This is a genomic window from Actinoplanes sp. CA-051413, from assembly GCF_050955795.1.
GTDB lineage: Bacteria > Actinomycetota > Actinomycetes > Mycobacteriales > Micromonosporaceae > Actinoplanes.
Genome location: NZ_CP192100.1, coordinates 2,222,326 through 2,239,086 on the forward strand (window position 1 = coordinate 2,222,326; position 16,761 = coordinate 2,239,086).

The following is a 16,761-nucleotide window of genomic DNA, read 5'->3' on the forward strand; positions in this document are numbered from 1 at the left end:
CATTGAGGAGTTGACGACGATGTTCCGCACCACCCCCATGCGGCGCGCGTTCGTGGGCCTGACCGCCGCGTTCGCGATGACCCTTTCTCTGACCGCCTGCGGCGAGGAGTCGGACGACCCGGGCACCGGGTCGGGCGCTCCGGTGCCGTCGGCTTCCGCCGACACCTCGCTGGCCGACAAGGTCCCGGCCGACATCAAGGCGGCCGGCAAGCTCATCATCGGTACGGACTCCACGTACGCGCCGAACGAGTACCTGGACGCCGACGGCAAGACGGTCATCGGCTTCGACGTGGACCTGTTCAACGCGGTGGCGCAGAAGCTGGGCCTGACCACCGAGTGGCAGTCGTCCAAGTTCGACGCGATCATCCCGGGCGTGACCTCCGGCAAGTACACCGTCGGGGTGTCCTCGTTCACCGTCAACGCCGAGCGGATGAAGGAGGCCACCATGGTGTCCTACTTCAACGCCGGCACGCAGTGGGCGGCCAAGGCCGGGGCGACGATCAACCCGGACGACGCCTGCGGCAAGAAGGTCGCTGTGCAGGTCGGCACCGTGCAGCTCGACGACGTCACCGCGCGGTCGAAGAAGTGCACCGAGGCCGGCAAGGCGAAGATCACGATCGACCAGTACCAGTCCCAGGCCGACGCGACCAACGCGGTCGTCTCGGGCAAGGACGAGGCCATGCTGGCGGACTCGCCGATCGGCGCGTACGCGGTGAAGCAGACCAACGGCCAGCTGGCCCTGGTCGGCGACATCTACGACTCGGCGCCGTACGGCTACGTCCTGCCGAAGGCGCAGGCGGAGTTCGGCGCTGCGATCGAGGCCGCGCTGGAGGCGCTGATCGCCGACGGCACGTACAAGACGGTCCTCACCAAGTGGGGCGTCGAGGCCGGCGGCATCACCGACCCGGCCGTCAACCCGCAGGTCTCCTGACCCGCGCAATGACGACGGAGACACAGTCCGGACGGGCACGACCCGAGGCCATCAAGGCCGTGCCCGTCCGGCACCCCGGGCGCTGGGTGGCGATCGCGGTCCTGGCCGTGCTCGCCGCCATGTTCCTCCACCTGATCTTCACCAACGACCGGTTCAACTGGCACTTCATCTTCGTCAGCATGGGCGAGGGCAAGCGCGGGGCCATGTTCACCGGCCCGGTGCTGGAGGGTCTGCGCGGCACGCTGCTGCTGACCGTGCTGGCGATGGTGATCGGTGTCGGGCTGGGCGTCGTGGTGGCGATCATGCGGCTGTCGACGAACCCGATCCTGTCCAGCGTCGCCTTCGGCTACACCTGGGTGTTCCGGGCGCTGCCCCGGCTGGTGCTGGCGATCCTCTTCGGCAACCTGGGCATCCTGTGGGAGCGGATCGGCTTCGGGCTGCCGTTCGACGCGCAGCTCGGCAACCTGTTCGGCATCCACGACCTGAACGCGCAGTTCTACAGCATCAAGGCCACCGACCTGCTCTCCGGTTTCCTGGCCGGCGTGCTGGCGCTGGGGCTGTCCGAGGCCGCGTACATGGCCGAGATCGTCCGGGCCGGCATCCAGTCCGTGGACGAGGGCCAGTCCGAGGCGGCGTCGGCGCTGGGTCTGTCCCGCGGTCAGGTGCTGCGCCGCATCGTGCTGCCCCAGGCGATGCGGGTGATCGTCCCGCCGACCGGCAACGAGACGATCGCGATGGTCAAGGACACGTCGCTGGTGGCATTCGTACCGGTGTCGTTCGAGCTGTTCTTCCAGTTGCAGGCGATCAGCTCGCGCACGTTCATCGTGCTGCCCGTACTGATCGCGGCCTGCCTCTGGTATCTGATCATCTGCAGTGTGCTGATGGTCGTGCAGTTCTTCGTGGAGCGGCACTTCAGCCGCGGTTACGGCACCGCCGGCAAGGCCCGGATGCGGCTCAGCGGCCTCACGGCCGAGCAGGGCGGTGCGGTGCCCACGTCGGGTCCGGGAGGGGCGGCAGCATGACGGACGAGATGGTGCGCGCGGAGAGCGTGCACAAGTCCTTCGGATCGCTGGAGGTGCTCAAGGGCATCGACCTCGTGGTGAAGTCCGGCGAGGTCAGTTGCGTGCTGGGCCCCTCCGGCTCGGGCAAGTCGACGTTCCTGCGCTGCATCAACCACCTGGAGAAGATCAACGCCGGCCGGATCTTCGTCGACGGCGACCTGATCGGCTACCGCGAGCGCGGCGGCAAGCTGCACGAGCTCAAGGAGAAAGAGGTCGCCGCGCAGCGCCGGGCCATCGGCATGGTGTTCCAGCGGTTCAACCTCTTTCCGCACATGACGGTGCTGCAGAACGTCATGGAGGCGCCCTGCCGGGTCAAGCGGGAGAACAAGGGCGAGGTCCGCGACCGCGCGGCGGCGCTGCTCGACCGGGTCGGCCTGGGCGAGAAGAAGGACAGCTACCCGAGTCAGCTCTCCGGCGGCCAGCAGCAGCGTGTGGCGATCGCCCGGGCGCTGGCCATGCGGCCCAAGCTGATGCTCTTCGACGAGCCCACCAGCGCGCTGGACCCCGAGCTGGTCGGTGAGGTCCTGGACGTGATGAAGGACCTGGCCCGTGACGGCATGACCATGATCGTGGTGACCCACGAGATCGGCTTCGCCCGCGAGGTCGGCGACTCGCTGATTTTCATGGACGGCGGCGTCGTGGTCGAGCAGGGACCTCCGCGCGAGGTCATCGGCAATCCGCAGCAGGAACGAACCAAGGCATTCCTGAGCAAGGTGCTGTGAAGCAGGCGGGGCGGTCCCGGTTCTTGTCGTACGGCGAGACTAGAGTTCTGCGACGTGAGTAACGACGCCCAGACCCCCCGCTTGCTGCTGCTCGATGGGCATTCGCTGGCCTATCGCGCCTTCTTCGCGCTGCCGGTGGAGAATTTCTCGACGCAGACGGGCCAGCCGACCAACGCCGTGTTCGGCTTCACGTCGATGCTGATCAACATGTTGCGGGACGAGAAGCCCACGCACATCGTGGTCGCCTTCGACGTCTCCCGGGTGTCGTTCCGCACCGAGAAGTACGCCGACTACAAGGCCGGTCGTGCCGAGACCCCGCAGCCGTTCCAGGGCCAGGTCAGCCTGGTCAAGGAGATCCTCGAGGCGCTGCGCATCCCGGTGGTGGAGAAACCCGGCTACGAGGCCGACGACGTCATCGGCACGCTGGCCTGCCAGGCCCGCGACGCCGGCATGGAGGTCGTCATCTCCACCGGCGACCGCGACGCGTTCCAGCTGGCCGGCGAGCACGTCACGATCCTCTACCCGGTCCGCGGCGTGTCCGAGGTCTGGCGGATGACCCCCGAGGCCATCGAGACGAAATACGGCGTCCCCCCGGGCCGCTACCGCGACAAGGCCGCCCTGGTCGGCGAGGCCAGCGACAACCTGCCCGGCGTGCCCGGCGTCGGGGACAAGACCGCGGCCAAGTGGATCAACCAGTACGGCGGGCTGGACGGCATCATCGCGCACGTCGACGAGATCAAGGGCAAGGCGGGGGAGAACCTGCGCGCCCACCTGGCCGACGTCATGCGCAACTACGAGCTCAACGCCCTGGTCTGCGACCTGGAGCTGCCGCTGCGCCCCGAGGACGTCAAGTGGCAGGGCTGGGACCGTGAGGCCGTGCACCAGGTCTTCGACGCCCTCGAGTTCCGGGTGCTGCGCGAGCGGCTCTACTCGTATCTCGACGCCGTCGAGCCCGAGGCGGAGTCCGGCTTCGACCTCTCCGGCACGGTCCTGGCCGCCGGTCAGGTCGAGGGCTGGCTGAGCGAGCACGCCCGCGAGGCGCCCGTCGGCGTCGCGGTCACCGGCCGCTTCGGCCGCGGCACCGGCGAGCTGACCGGCGTCGCGATCGCCACCGGCGACGGCCCGGCCGCCTGGTTCGACCCCACGACCCTCGACGAGAGCGACGAGCAGGCGGTTGCCGCCTGGCTGGCCGACCCCGACCGCCCCAAGGTCATCCACGAGGCCAAGCCGGCCATGCTGGCGTTCCGCGCGCACGGCTGGTCCCTGGCCGGCGTCCGCGTCGACACCGCGCTGGCGGCCTATCTGGCCAAGCCCGACCAGCGCGCCTACGACCTGACCGACCTGGCGCTGCGCTACCTCAAGCGCGAGCTGCGCGTCGACGCCCCGGAGACCGGCCAGCTGACCCTGGACGGCCTCGGCGACGACGAGGGCACCGCCGAGCAGAACGTCATGCTCCGCGCCCGCGCCACCCTCGACCTGGCCGACACGATCACCGAGGAGCTGTCCCGCGACGACGGCGCCTCGCAGCGCCTGCTGGCCGAGGTGGAGCAGCCGCTGGCGATCGTGCTGGGCGAGATGGAGCACGTCGGCATCGCCGCCGACACGGAATACCTCTCCGAGCTGGAGGCGCACTTCGCCGCGGAGGTGAAGGCGGCCCAGCAGGCGGCGCACGAGGTGGTCGGCCGCGAGTTCAACCTGGGCTCACCCAAGCAGCTGCAGGAGATCCTGTTCACCGAGCGCGGCCTGCCCAAGACCAAGAAGATCAAGTCCGGCTACACCACGGACGCGGACGCCCTGCAGAGCCTGTTCGCCCAGACCGGCGACCCGGTCCTGGAGCACCTGCTGCGCCACCGCGACGTGGCCAAGCTGAAGTCGACAGTGGACGGCCTGCTCAAGTCGGTCTCCGACGACGGCCGCATCCACACGACGTTCAACCAGACGGTCGCGGCGACCGGCCGGCTCTCCTCGACCGACCCCAACCTGCAGAACATCCCGATCCGCACCCAGGAAGGCCGCCGCATCCGCCGCGCGTTCGTGGTCGGCGAGGGCTTCGAGTCGCTGATGACAGCCGACTACAGCCAGATCGAGATGCGCATCATGGCGCACCTGTCCAAGGACGAGGCCCTGATCGCGGCCTTCAACTCGGGCGCCGACTTCCACGCGGCCACGGCCTCGTCGGTCTTCCACGTCCCGGTCGAGGAGGTCGTCCCCGACCAGCGCCGCAAGATCAAGGCGATGAACTACGGCCTCGCGTACGGCCTGAGCGCCTTCGGCCTGTCCAACCAGCTCACCATCTCGACCGACGAAGCCCGCACCTTGATGGAGGAATACTTCCAGCGCTTCGGCGGCGTCCGCGACTACCTCCAGACCGTGGTCCGCCGCGCGGTCCAGGACGGCTACACGGCCACCATCCTCGGCCGCCGCCGCTACCTGCCCGACCTGAGCAGCGACAACCGCCAGCGCCGCGACATGGCCGAACGCATGGCCCTGAACGCCCCGATCCAGGGCTCGGCGGCCGACATCATCAAGATCGCCATGCTCCGCGTCGACGGCGCCCTGCGCACCGCCGGCCTGCGGTCCCGCATGCTCCTCCAGGTCCACGACGAGCTCGTCTTCGACGTGGCACCGGGGGAGCGCGAGACGCTGGAGGCTCTGGTGCGGCAGGAGATGGGCGGGGCCTATCCGCTGTCCGTGCCGCTGGAGGTCTCGGTCGGTGTCGGCCAGGACTGGAACGGCGCTGACCACTAGACGAGTAAGTCCTAACTGAGTCAGTGGTCGTAAGCGATCAAGGACCTGGTCAAGGGTTGGCCGGTGGCGCGGTTGTGCCAGATCGCGGCGGTCATGGCGAGGAGGCGTTGCGCGATGCGGGCACCGACGCCTTCGATGCTGCGGCCGCCGTGCAGCTCCAGGTCGAGCTGGCCTTTCAACGTGTCGTTGACCGATTCGATCAACTGCCGGACGGGTTTGAGTAGGTGCTCGCCAGGGTGTGCAGTCCGGTTGCGGTAGGAAGGGCGCAGTAGCCGGGCTCCGCGATCAGCGAGCCAACGGTCAAGTTCGGCGGAGACATAGCCTTTGTCCGCGATGATCAGCTGTCCCGGCCGGGCCTCGAGCAGGCTGGGGTCGTCTTCCAGGGCAGCGGTTAAGACCTGGCGTTCGTCGGTCTTCGCGGTCGCCAGGGACCAGGCGATCGGCAGGCCCGAGGGTGTGCAGATCAGATGTAGGCGCAGCCCCCAGAAGAACCGGGAGTGTGAGGCGCAGTAGCCGTAGCCGGCCCAGCCGGCCAGCTCGGAGCGTTTCGCCGTGGGCCGGGACCGGCCGCACTCGACCGGGGTGGAGTCGGTGACCCATACGTCGTCGTGCCACAGGTCAGTGTCCGAAGCGACCAGCCGGATAGCCTTCTTGAGTAGCGGCAGCGCGGCCCGCAGGCGCTTGTTGTAGCCGGACTGACCGGGCAGATACGGGAACGCGCCGGGCAGATGCTTGGGCAAAAACCGCAGCCACCGGGCCTCGGAACGAATCCCGAGCAGGGCCTGAGCCACCGCGATGGTCAATAGTTCGGCGTCGGACAGCTTCGGAGGACGCCCGGTCCGACGACGCTTCCCGAGCCAGTCGTCGATCTTCACGTAGAGTGCGATGAGAAGGGTGTTGATGTCTGTCGTCACAAACAGATCATCGACACCCTTCACCTTTACGCGGGCCAAGCGTCCAACCGCTCAGTGCACGTGCTCAGTGCACGTGCTCAGTAGTCACGCGTACAGACCCCACCGCAGCTCACTTGCTCAACGAGTAAGGACTTACTCGTCTAGCGGTCCGCTCCGGGCGGACGCTCAGCGATGCGAGTCGTCCGGCGGCACCGTCGTCGCGGTGACGATCTCCTGCAGCGCGGCGACATGCCCCCGGTTACCTCGGGCGCCGCGACCACTTCGGCCGCTGCGACCGCTTCGGGCGCCGCGACCACCTCGGCGGCCCGGCCCCGACACCGCCGCGGTCACCGTGTGTTGCTGCGGCTCACTGGCGCCGGCGACCGCATCCGAACGGCTGCCCGCGTTGTTTGGAGCCCGGTCTGCCGGCGGATCCTCGCCGGGTTCACCGCCACCGGCACCCAGCGGGCGTCAAGGTCGTATGCAACGCCCCGACACCGCAGCTCAAGACACCCGAAGCCCGCGCGCCGAACTCAAACTCCTCGTCGCACGCGGCCTGCCGACCGATGACGAACCCGGCGCCGCGGCTACTTCGGCGCGCGCTCGGTTGCCGTCGCTTGCACCGTGCGTCTCGGGTATCGGCTGACGAAGCCGGGATCTCTTGGTCGGCGAAGTCCGCCCGGCCTTCCGCATCGACGTCCGGTGGCGATTAGTGACTTAGGCCACGCCCGCTGAGGCCGAGAATTGAGGGGGTCGAGTTGCCCCTTCGGGCGGTTTCTTCGGAGCGAGAGGTCAGCTTCGATGCCTTCGGCGGTGCCAGCTGCACCGTCCACCTCGGATTCCGTAGGTGGGCGAACCGCGCGGCCCCGGCCTCGACGACCCGGCCGAACCGTTGCCGCGTAATGCATTCTGGCTTTGCGCTACAGCTCCCTGGCCGTGTGGAGTCGTGGGGTAGATCTTCTAATCCGAGATTTGCTTCGGTTTGCAAGGGTGAGCCCATGCCGAGTTCTTCGACCGAGATGACATCGTCGTCCAGTGCTTGGGCGCCCGTGGTCCGGCGGCCGCTCGACGCCGATCAGGCCCACGCCTTCGCGCCGATGTTCAAGGCGCTCGGCGACCCGGTGCGGCTGCGGCTGCTGTCGATGATCGCGTCCGCCGGCGGGGGCGAGGTGTGCGTCTGCGACCTCACCGGCTCGTTCCAGCTGACCGGCCCCACCATCTCCCACCACCTCAAGGTCCTGCGCGAAGCCGGCCTGGTCGACAGCGACCGCCGCGGCACGTGGGTCTACTACCGCCTCGTGCCGGCGGCGCTCGCCCTGCTGGCCGGCCTGCTGGACGTCAGCTCCGTCACCGCCGGGATCTGACCTCCGGCCCGGCGCCCGGCCCGAGGCGACTGCGGTTCCGGCTGCGGCTGCGGCTGCGCAAGCGTGCGATGGCTCCGCAAGCGTGCGATCGGCCGGCCGGCACCCGCGACGAGGCCGTGCAGCGGTGCTCAATCGCGGAACCGGACCCCTGGGTCTACTTCTTCAGTGGGTCGTGACCCCAGTTCATCAGCGAATACCGCCACTTCGTTTCCTTGACGTCGCCGTTCGGGCGCTGGGCCAGGTGCCGGTGGACGTACCCGGTCACCTTGCGCATGTGGGCCTCGTCCTCCTCTGTCAGGTCGCCCTTGCGGGTGTGCAGCAGCTTGATGATCTTCCGGCCCGAGTCGTGGCCCACGGATTCCGCGTTCTCCGACTTCTTCTGGCCGACCTCGCGCGACTCTTCCGTCTTCAGCCACTTCTCCAGCTCGCCGGCCGTCATGTTCACCGCCGCGCGGAAGTCCTCGTACACGTCAGTCACGGTGCAGCGCCCCCGGCTTGTGCACCGCTTCGCGGCCGGTCTTGTCGCTCTTGACCTTGTACTGCGGGTCGTCCTTCGACGCGTCGACCGTGCGGCCCGCCGCTTCCGTACGCTTGGTGATCTTCTGCTCGACCTCACCCTCGACCTTCTGGCCGTGGCTGCTCCACGACACGTGGTCGCCCTTGCCCAGGTTCTCGTCATGTGCCATGAGCTGCAGATACCCGGCTAGGACGGCAAGTAACTCACGAAGATCGCGGTGCCCGGGAACAGCCTGCCGCGCAGCGGGCTCCACTGGCCCCAGATCTGTTCGTGGCCCTCCGGCCATTCCGGCTCGACCAGATCCGTCAGCACGAAGCCCGCCGCGACCAGCTCGCGGATCCGGTCGCCCAGGGTGCGGTGCTGCTCGACATAAGTCGGCACGCCGTCGCCGTCCTGTTCCACGTACGGCCGGCGGTCGAAATACGGGTGCACTGCCAGCAGGCCGTCCTCGCCCGGCTCGTCGAGGAAGATCCATCGCATCGGGTGGGTGAGCGAGAACACCCACTTCCCGCCCGGTTTCAGCACCCGGGCCACCTCGCGCATCACCGCGCCCGAATCGGCCACGAACGGGATCGCGCCGAACGCCGTGCAGACCACGTCGAACGAGGACGTGGCGAACGGCAGGGCCAGCGCGTCGGCCTGGACCAGCGGCACCCGTACCCCTGAGCGCTCGGCCGCCTCGCGGGCGTGCCGCAGCATGCCCGCCGACAGGTCCAACGCGACCGCGTCGGCACCTTGTCCGTCCAGCCAGCGGGCGCCGGCCGCCGCTCCCGCGCCCAGCTCCAGGATCCGTTTCCCGCGCACCTCGCCGAGCAGGCGCGCGTCGGCCTCCCGCAGACCCTCCGGGCACCAGACGAAATCCACGTCGCCCAGGAACTTGCCGTGCTCGTCCTGGTAGTCGTCCGCGTCCAGATCCCACCAGTGCCGGCTGGCGACCCGGCTCTCCGCATCGGTCACCGCCCGGCGCAGGGTGCCGGCCACGGCGGTTGGTTGCGCTTCGATCACGCCCAAACGGTACGGGGACCGTACGACACTTCCCGTCCGCGGCTCCCGGACCCCTCACCGGGCGCTCAAAACGCCACAAAACGGCCGCTCAGAGCGGTTCCGCGGGAACAATGTGCCTCGGTCATCAGGAGGCCTTGCAACCTGTGGTAATGCGCACGGTAAGCTAGTCGATGCACTCGCGGATCGTGTGCCTCGGCAGGGAGCAGGTTCCGCAAGTCGTCGGTCCCAGCATGATCCTGCTCGCTTGATCTGACTCCAGTTGTCGTGATCACCGGATGTTCGTGCTGTGTCCGCCGTCAGTTCCGTGAGGGCGAGAGAGACACCACGACACCATCCGTTCGGAGCAACAGTCCACATGACGAGCAGCATCGAGGCCACCTCGAGCGCCAACAAGGTCACCGTCGACGATCTCGGCTCGGAGGAAGCATTCCTCGCAGCCATCGACGAGACCATCAAGTACTTCAACGACGGCGACATTGTCGAAGGCACCGTCGTCAAGGTCGATCGGGACGAGGTCCTGCTCGACATCGGCTACAAGACCGAGGGCGTCATCCCCTCGCGCGAGTTGTCGATCAAGCATGACGTGGACCCCGCGGAAGTGGTGTCGGTCGGTGACCACATCGAAGCCCTCGTCCTCACCAAGGAGGACAAGGAAGGTCGCCTGATCCTCTCGAAGAAGCGTGCGCAGTACGAGCGCGCGTGGGGCACGATCGAGAAGATCAAGGAGGACGACGGCGTCGTGCGCGGCTCCGTCATCGAGGTCGTCAAGGGCGGCCTCATCCTCGACATCGGTCTCCGTGGCTTCCTCCCGGCCTCGCTGGTCGAGATGCGCCGCGTGCGCGACCTGCAGCCGTACGTGGGCCGCGAGCTCGAAGCCAAGATCATCGAGCTGGACAAGAACCGCAACAACGTGGTCCTGTCCCGCCGGGCCTGGCTCGAGCAGACGCAGTCCGAGGTTCGCACCGAGTTCCTCAACAAGCTGCAGAAGGGCCAGGTCCGCAAGGGCGTCGTGTCCTCCATCGTCAACTTCGGTGCCTTCGTGGACCTGGGTGGCGTGGACGGCCTCGTGCACGTCTCCGAGCTGTCCTGGAAGCACATCGACCACCCGTCCGAGGTCGTCGAGGTCGGCCAGGAGGTCGAGGTCGAGGTGCTCGACGTCGACCTGGACCGCGAGCGCGTCTCGCTGTCGCTGAAGGCGACCCAGGAAGACCCGTGGCGCCAGTTCGCCCGCACCCACGCGATCAACCAGATCGTGCCGGGCAAGGTCACCAAGCTGGTTCCGTTCGGTGCGTTCGTCCGCGTGGACGACGGCATCGAGGGCCTGGTGCACATCTCCGAGCTGGCCGAGCGGCACGTCGAGCTGCCCGAGCAGGTCGTCCAGGTGGGCTCCGACGTCATGGTCAAGGTCATCGACATCGACCTCGAGCGTCGCCGGATCTCGCTGTCGCTCAAGCAGGCCAACGAGAACTTCGTCGAGGGCGAGGAGCACTTCGACCCGACCCTCTACGGCATGGCGGCGACGTACGACAACGAGGGCAACTACATCTACCCGGAGGGCTTCGACCCCGAGACGGGTGAGTGGCTCGAGGGCTTCGACAAGCAGCGCGAGGCGTGGGAGAAGCAGTACGCCGACGCTCGCGAGCGCTGGGAGGCCCACACCAAGCAGGTGCAGGCGTCCCGCGAGGCCGACGCCGAGGCCGCGCTCAACCCGGCTCCGGCCGGTGGCGTGACCACCTCGTCGTCCACCTCCACCACCTCCACGTCGACGAGCTCCTCCGCGGGCCCGGCGCGTGCGGCGGAGGAGCCGGCCGGCACGCTGGCCACCGACGAGGCGCTCGCTGCTCTGCGCGAGAAGCTCGCCGGCGGCAAGGCCTGAGGTTCAGCGCCTGGCTCGCTAGCTAGTTGAACGGTCCGCAGGGGCCGTCCGCGATTTCGGTCGCGGGCGGCCCTTCGGCATACTTGCCCGGTGTTGAAGGTCGGTCTCACCGGAGGAATCGGCGCGGGCAAGAGCGCCGTCGCCCAGCGCCTGGTCGCCCGCGGCGCGGTGCTCATCGACGCCGACCGGCTGGCTCGCGAGGTGGTCGCGGCCGGCACGGACGGCCAGGCCGCGGTCGTCGAGGCCTTCGGCCCGGCGGTGCTCGGCCCGGACGGCGAGCTCGACCGGCCCGCGCTGGGCGCGCGGGTCTTCGGAGACGAAGCGGCCCGGCGCCGGCTCGAGAGCATCATTCACCCCCGCGTGCGCGCCCGTACGGCGGAACTGACCGCTGCCGCCGCCCGGGACGCGATCGTGGTCAACGACATCCCGCTGCTGGTCGAGACGGGGCTGGCGGCGTCGTACCACCTGGTCGTCGTGGTCGACGCGGACCGGGAGACCCGGGTCCGGCGGCTGGTGGAGACCCGTGGGATGAGCGCCGAGCAGGCCGCCTCCCGGATCGCCGCGCAGGCCGACGACGCCGTCCGGCGCGACGCCGCCGACGTGGTGCTCACCAACGACGGTGGTCTCGACGAGCTGGACGCGCTGGTCGAGCGCCTGTGGCAGGACCGGCTGCGCCCGTACGAGAAGAATCTGCGACTCGGCCGCCATGCCCCGGCCGATGGAGTGCTCCGCGTCGTACCCCCGGATCCGACCTGGCCCCGGCAGGCGCAGCGGGTGATCGACCGGATCCGGCACGCCCTGGCGCCGCAGCTCGGCGGCGACGCCGACGTCGCGCACATCGGGTCCACGGCCGTGCCCGGCCTGCCCGCGAAGGACCTGCTGGATCTCATGCTGGCCGTGCCGACCCTGGCCGAGGCCGATCGGCTCGCCGCGGCGCTCGGGGCCGCGGGCCTGCCGCGCCGGGCGGGCGACTGGTACGACAATGCCCGCGGCCTGCCCGGCCGCACCTGGCCGAAGCGGTTGCACGGCAGCGCGGACCCGGGACGGCCGGTCAATCTGCACGTACGGGTGACGGGCTCGCCGGGCTGGCGTTTCGCACTGCTGATGCGGGATCACCTGCGGGCGGTGCCGGCTGCCCGGGACGCATATGCGCAGGCCAAGCGGGAGTGGGCGGCGCAGCATCGGGACGTGGAGGGCTACGCGGAGGCGAAGGAGCCCTGGTTCGACGCGGAGGCGGCCGCGGCGGACGCTTGGGCCCAGGCGAGCGGCTGGCAGCCGCCGAGGTCCTAGCGGTCGGCGGGTATCGCCCGGACCGGCTCGATGGCGGCCGGGCGGGTCGCTCTCGTCCGGATGGATCGCTGGGGTCCGGACAGTAAGGGGCGCTCGCGGCGGCCGGTTCGCGCGGGTGCGCGACCATCGCGGATGCGCGCGCCGGACCAAGCCGGGGCAGCTATCCGCGGGCCTGCCCGGGCGCACCGTGTGATGGTGCCGGACCGGGCCGGACGGCCGCCGCGAGCGGCCTACCCGATCACCGTATAGCCGCAGGTGAACGCTGGACAATGCTGCTTCCCGGGGCCGAATGTGCACTCTGCGAACAGGGTCACCCGGCGCCCGCGGAAACTTGTCACACCCGCGACGTACGGTGGTCTGCATGGCGCTCGACATCCCACGACTCGACGGCCGCTTCGAGGTCGTCAGCGACTACAAGCCCGCCGGTGACCAGCCCACGGCCATCGCCGACCTGGAGCGCCGGGTGCGCCGTGGCGACCGCAACACGGTGCTGCTCGGCGCGACCGGCACCGGCAAGAGCGCCACCACTGCCTGGCTCATCGAGAAGCTGCAGCGGCCGGCGCTGGTGATGGCCCCCAACAAGACCCTGTGCGCCCAGCTCGCCAAGGAGTTCCGCGAGCTGATGCCCCACAACGCGGTCGAATACTTCGTCAGTTACTACGACTACTACCAGCCCGAGGCGTACATCGCCCAGTCCGACACGTACATCGAGAAGGACTCGTCGGTCAACGAGGAGGTCGAGCGGCTGCGGCACTCGGCCACCATGTCGCTGCTCACCCGGCGCGACGTGATCGTGGTGGCGACCGTGAGCGCGATCTACGGCCTCGGCACCCCGCAGGAGTACGTCGAGCAGGCGGTCAAGATCAAGGTCGGCCAGGAGTGGGACCGCGACAAGCTGCTGCGCCGCCTGGTCGACATCCGGTACGCCCGCAACGACATGGCTTTCCAGCGGGGCACCTTCCGGGTCCGCGGGGACACCCTGGAGATCATCCCGGCCTACGAAGAGCTGGCGATCCGCGTCGAGCTGTTCGGCGACGAGATCGAGAAGCTCTACTACCTGCACCCGCTGACCGGCGACATCGTCCGCGAGGTCGACGAGCTGATCATCTTCCCGGCGACGCACTACGCGGCCGGTCCGGAGCGGATGGAGCGGGCGATCCGCGACATCGAGGCCGAGCTGGCCGAGCGGCTCGCCGAGCTGGAGCGCCAGGGCAAGCTCCTGGAGTCGCAGCGGCTGCGGATGCGCACGACCTACGACATCGAGATGATGCGCCAGGTCGGCTTCTGCAACGGCATCGAAAACTATTCGATGCACATGGACGGCCGGTCGCCCGGCGAGCCGTCGCACACCTTGCTGGACTACTTCCCGGACGACTACCTCACCGTCATCGACGAGTCGCACGTGACGATCCCGCAGATCGGCGGCATGTACGAGGGCGACGCCTCCCGCAAGCGCATCCTGATCGAGCACGGCTTCCGGCTGCCCAGCGCCGCCGACAACCGGCCGCTGCGCTTCGACGAGTTCCTCGAGCGGGTCGGGCAGATGGTGTTCCTGTCCGCGACGCCCGGCCCGTGGGAGATGGGTCAGGCCCAGGGCGAGTTCGTCGAGCAGATCATCCGCCCGACCGGCCTGGTCGACCCGCAGGTGGTGGTCAAGCCGACCAAGGGCCAGATCGACGACCTGATGCACGAGATCAAGCTGCGCACCGAGAAGGACGAGCGGGTCCTGGTCACCACGCTGACCAAGAAGATGGCCGAGGACCTCACCGACTACCTGCTGGAGAACGGCATCCGGGTCCGCTACCTGCACTCCGAGGTCGACACCCTGCGCCGCGTCGAGCTGCTCAAGGAGCTGCGCAAGGGCGACTACGACGTGCTGGTCGGCATCAACCTGCTCCGCGAGGGTCTCGACCTGCCCGAGGTGTCGCTGGTGGCGATCCTCGACGCGGACAAGGAGGGCTTCCTGCGCAGTGGCCGCTCCCTGATCCAGACGATCGGCCGCGCCGCCCGTAACGTCTCCGGCGAGGTCCACATGTACGCCGACAAGATGACCCCGTCCATGCGCGACGCGATCGAGGAGACCGACCGCCGCCGGGAGAAGCAGGTCGCCCACAACAAGGCGAACGGCATCAGCCCCGAGCCGCTGCGCAAGAAGATCCACGACATCCTGGACGACATCTACCGCGAGGCCGAGGACACCGACGCGGCGGTCGGCGGTCAGCTGGTGGGCGGCGGCGGCCGGCAGATGTCGCGCGGCAAGGGCCCGGTGCCGGAGACCCGCTCGAAGGCCCGCGCGAGCTCGGTGCCGGCCCGCGAGGGCATGGCCCGGGCGGAGCTCGCCCAGCTGATCCAGGATCTCAACGACCAGATGCTGGGCGCGGCCCGCGAGCTCCAGTTCGAGCTGGCGGCCCGGATCCGCGACGAGGTCCAGGAGCTGAAGAAGGAGCTGCGCGGCATGGACATGACCGGGGTGCGCTGAGGACGATGCAACGATCGGAGGCGGAGGCGTTCTACCGCGAATACAACGCGGTGTGCAACGCCCACGCCTTCGATCGCCTGTCCGACTTCGTGGCCGAGGACGTCCAGGTCAACGACGAGCCGCAGGGCCTGCCGGCGTACGTGGCGGGTCTGCGTGAGGTGGTCCGGGCGTTTCCTGACTACCGCTGGGAGATCCGCGGTCTGCTGATCGACGGGGACAGGATCGCGGCGCACTTCACGGACACCGGGACTCACCGGGGTGAGTTCCTGGGTGTGGCGCCGACGGGACGCAGGGTTTCGGCGCGGGAGTTCGCGGTGTACGAGCTGGAGGCGGGCCGGATCGCGCGGGTGTGGGTGGCGGCGGACAACCTGGCGTTGCTCAACCAGCTCCGCTGATCGCCGCCGGCGTCCGGTTCGCCGCCGGCGTCCGGTTCGCTGCCCGCCCGGGGCCGCTGCCCGCCCGGGGCCGCTGGCCGCTCTTGGAGCCGCGGGTGGCGGCTGCTGGTCCGGCCGCTGCCCGACTGGCGGCGAGGAATTCGGTGGGGCGCGAGCCTGGCATTCCCTACGCTGGCGCCCGTGTCAACGATGGTCACCTGGGCGCCCCTGCCGTTCGACGACGAGGATGCACTCGTCTCCCTGGCCGCGCGCTGTCTAGCCGCCGACGGCGGACTCCCGCTCGCCGCCGACCCGGCCTTCCTGCGCCGACGATGGCAAGCCCCCGGCACCACCACCATCCAAGGCCGAGACCACGACGGCCGCCTCGTCGCCGCCGGTGCCGCACGCCCCACGCCCGCAACCGGTGGCGTCACCTTCTGCGGCCTCGTCGACCCCGACGTCCGGGGCCGGGGGATCGGCTCCCACCTGCTCACCTGGGGCCTCGACCAGGACCAGCCCGTCACCGTCGAGACCGAGTCGCTGACCGGCCCGGCCCAGGAGCTCTTCGCAGCCCGTGGACTCCGGCAGATCTTCGCCGAGGACGTCATGCGCATCGACCTCGCTGACGGCGTACCGGATGCGGCCTGGCCTGCCGGCACCCAGCTTGCCGCCTGGTCAGAAGCGCATGCGCCGCGCTTTCACGACGTTTATACGGCCGCTTTCCGGGACCGGCCCGGCTTCCCCGGGTGGACCGCCGACGAGTGGATCTCCGACCTCACGGAGGATGACGACTTCCGGCCGCTGTGGTCCGTGCTGGCGACCTTGCCCGACCTGGGCGACGCCGGATTCGTCTCCGCCGCGGTCGACTGGATCGTGCAGGTCGGGGTCGTGCCCGCCGCCCGCGGCCGCGGGCTCGGCGGAGCACTCGTCGCGGAGGCCCTGCGGCGGATGCGCGCGGACGGTGCGACCCACGCCTGGCTGGACGTCAACGTCGACAACCCGGCGGTACGGCTCTACCGCAAGCTCGGCTTCGAGCACCGGGGACGGCGGGCGCGCTACCAGCTCCGTTAGGCCGGCGCGATGTCGTTGAAGTGTTCGACCAACGGCGGCCTGGCGAAGTACGGGCCGATCAGGGTCCGCCACTGGGTGAAGCGGTCCGAGTTGCGGAAGTTCTGCTCGTGGGCCTCGATCGACTCCCACTCCACCAGCAGGACGAAGCGCGACGGTGATTCCACGCCGTGGGTCATCCGGACCGAGTGGCAGCCTTCCGTGCCCGCCAGGACCGGGTGGGCTTTCCGGTACGCCGCGGTGAACTGCTCTTCCTGGCCGGGGGAGACGTCGATCAAGGCGACTTCGAGAATCATGCTCCGCAGCATGCCACACCAGGAGAACTAGCCTCCTAGGATGCGATAGAGGCTGTACAGCGGGTGTCTGAAACGTCGGCAGGTGCAGGGGTGTGTCCGGTTCGTGCGGAAAAGATGGCGAGAGCCTCGACACGGAT

At 69.2% G+C, this 16,761-nt stretch carries 15 protein-coding genes; 10 read left to right on the forward strand and 5 right to left on the reverse strand.

The window, feature by feature from the left end:
- Nucleotides 1-19: 19 nt before the first annotated feature.
- The 4 genes from ACQP2Y_RS10620 to polA are packed head-to-tail and all read left to right on the forward strand — an operon-like array spanning nt 20 to nt 5,462.
- Nucleotides 20-931, forward strand: a complete 912-nt coding sequence (locus tag ACQP2Y_RS10620; protein ID WP_360818392.1) for an ABC transporter substrate-binding protein — start codon at nt 20-22, stop codon at nt 929-931.
- 8 nt (nt 932-939) lie between these two features.
- The gene (locus tag ACQP2Y_RS10625; protein WP_433726813.1) at nt 940-1,953 is read left to right on the forward strand and encodes an amino acid ABC transporter permease; all 1,014 of its coding nucleotides are present in this window, start codon (nt 940-942) and stop codon (nt 1,951-1,953) included.
- The gene (locus ACQP2Y_RS10630; RefSeq protein ID WP_433726815.1) at nt 1,950-2,714 is read left to right on the forward strand and encodes an amino acid ABC transporter ATP-binding protein; all 765 of its coding nucleotides are present in this window, start codon (nt 1,950-1,952) and stop codon (nt 2,712-2,714) included. The genes ACQP2Y_RS10625 and ACQP2Y_RS10630 overlap by 4 nt, the downstream gene beginning before the upstream one ends.
- A gap of 54 nt (nt 2,715-2,768) precedes the next feature.
- A complete protein-coding gene (gene polA / locus ACQP2Y_RS10635) occupies nt 2,769-5,462 on the forward strand; it encodes a DNA polymerase I (protein WP_433726817.1) in 2,694 nt (897 codons plus the stop codon).
- A gap of 20 nt (nt 5,463-5,482) precedes the next feature.
- On the opposite strand, the gene ACQP2Y_RS10640 is transcribed toward polA, so the two are convergent.
- Nucleotides 5,483-6,376, reverse strand: coding sequence for an IS982 family transposase (locus ACQP2Y_RS10640; protein ID WP_433721220.1), 894 nt, complete (start codon nt 6,374-6,376; stop codon nt 5,483-5,485).
- Between the two features lie 998 nt (nt 6,377-7,374).
- On the opposite strand from ACQP2Y_RS10640, the gene ACQP2Y_RS10645 reads away from it, so the two are divergent.
- Nucleotides 7,375-7,719, forward strand: coding sequence for an ArsR/SmtB family transcription factor (locus tag ACQP2Y_RS10645; RefSeq protein ID WP_360549002.1), 345 nt, complete (start codon nt 7,375-7,377; stop codon nt 7,717-7,719).
- A gap of 154 nt (nt 7,720-7,873) precedes the next feature.
- On the opposite strand, the gene ACQP2Y_RS10650 is transcribed toward ACQP2Y_RS10645, so the two are convergent.
- Genes ACQP2Y_RS10650 through ACQP2Y_RS10660 form a run of 3 tightly spaced genes read right to left on the reverse strand, consistent with a single transcriptional unit; the run spans nt 7,874 to nt 9,241 of the window.
- Entirely contained in the window at nt 7,874-8,197 is a 324-nt protein-coding gene (locus ACQP2Y_RS10650) for a DUF3140 domain-containing protein (protein ID WP_433726819.1), read from the reverse strand.
- Nucleotides 8,190-8,405 carry a DUF2945 domain-containing protein gene (locus ACQP2Y_RS10655; RefSeq protein ID WP_433726821.1) on the reverse strand — a complete coding sequence of 72 codons (216 nt, stop codon included), beginning with the start codon at nt 8,403-8,405 and terminating at the stop codon, nt 8,190-8,192. The genes ACQP2Y_RS10650 and ACQP2Y_RS10655 overlap by 8 nt, the downstream gene beginning before the upstream one ends.
- Nucleotides 8,406-8,422: 17 nt before the next feature.
- Nucleotides 8,423-9,241, reverse strand: a complete 819-nt coding sequence (locus ACQP2Y_RS10660; protein WP_433726823.1) for a class I SAM-dependent methyltransferase — start codon at nt 9,239-9,241, stop codon at nt 8,423-8,425.
- Nucleotides 9,242-9,596: 355 nt separating this feature from the next.
- Between ACQP2Y_RS10660 and rpsA the strand changes: the two genes are divergently transcribed.
- From rpsA to ACQP2Y_RS10685, 5 genes are all read left to right on the forward strand, one after another.
- Complete coding sequence (gene rpsA, locus ACQP2Y_RS10665) at nt 9,597-11,117, forward strand: 30S ribosomal protein S1 (protein ID WP_433726825.1); 1,521 nt, start codon at nt 9,597-9,599, stop codon at nt 11,115-11,117.
- Between the two features lie 90 nt (nt 11,118-11,207).
- On the forward strand, nt 11,208-12,407 hold the full coding sequence (gene coaE / locus ACQP2Y_RS10670) for a dephospho-CoA kinase (RefSeq protein ID WP_433726827.1): 1,200 nt from the start codon (nt 11,208-11,210) through the stop codon (nt 12,405-12,407).
- 361 nt (nt 12,408-12,768) lie between these two features.
- Complete coding sequence (uvrB, locus tag ACQP2Y_RS10675; protein WP_433726829.1) at nt 12,769-14,886, forward strand: excinuclease ABC subunit UvrB; 2,118 nt, start codon at nt 12,769-12,771, stop codon at nt 14,884-14,886.
- A gap of 5 nt (nt 14,887-14,891) precedes the next feature.
- Nucleotides 14,892-15,281 (forward strand): ester cyclase, encoded by a 390-nt coding sequence (locus ACQP2Y_RS10680; protein WP_433726831.1) that lies wholly within the window; start codon nt 14,892-14,894, stop codon nt 15,279-15,281.
- Between the two features lie 189 nt (nt 15,282-15,470).
- A complete protein-coding gene (locus tag ACQP2Y_RS10685) occupies nt 15,471-16,331 on the forward strand; it encodes a GNAT family N-acetyltransferase (RefSeq protein ID WP_433731886.1) in 861 nt (286 codons plus the stop codon).
- On the opposite strand, the gene ACQP2Y_RS10690 is transcribed toward ACQP2Y_RS10685, so the two are convergent.
- Nucleotides 16,328-16,624, reverse strand: coding sequence for an antibiotic biosynthesis monooxygenase family protein (locus ACQP2Y_RS10690; RefSeq protein WP_433726833.1), 297 nt, complete (start codon nt 16,622-16,624; stop codon nt 16,328-16,330). The two genes, ACQP2Y_RS10685 and ACQP2Y_RS10690, sit on opposite strands and share 4 nt — an antisense overlap.
- Nucleotides 16,625-16,761: the final 137 nt, after the last annotated feature.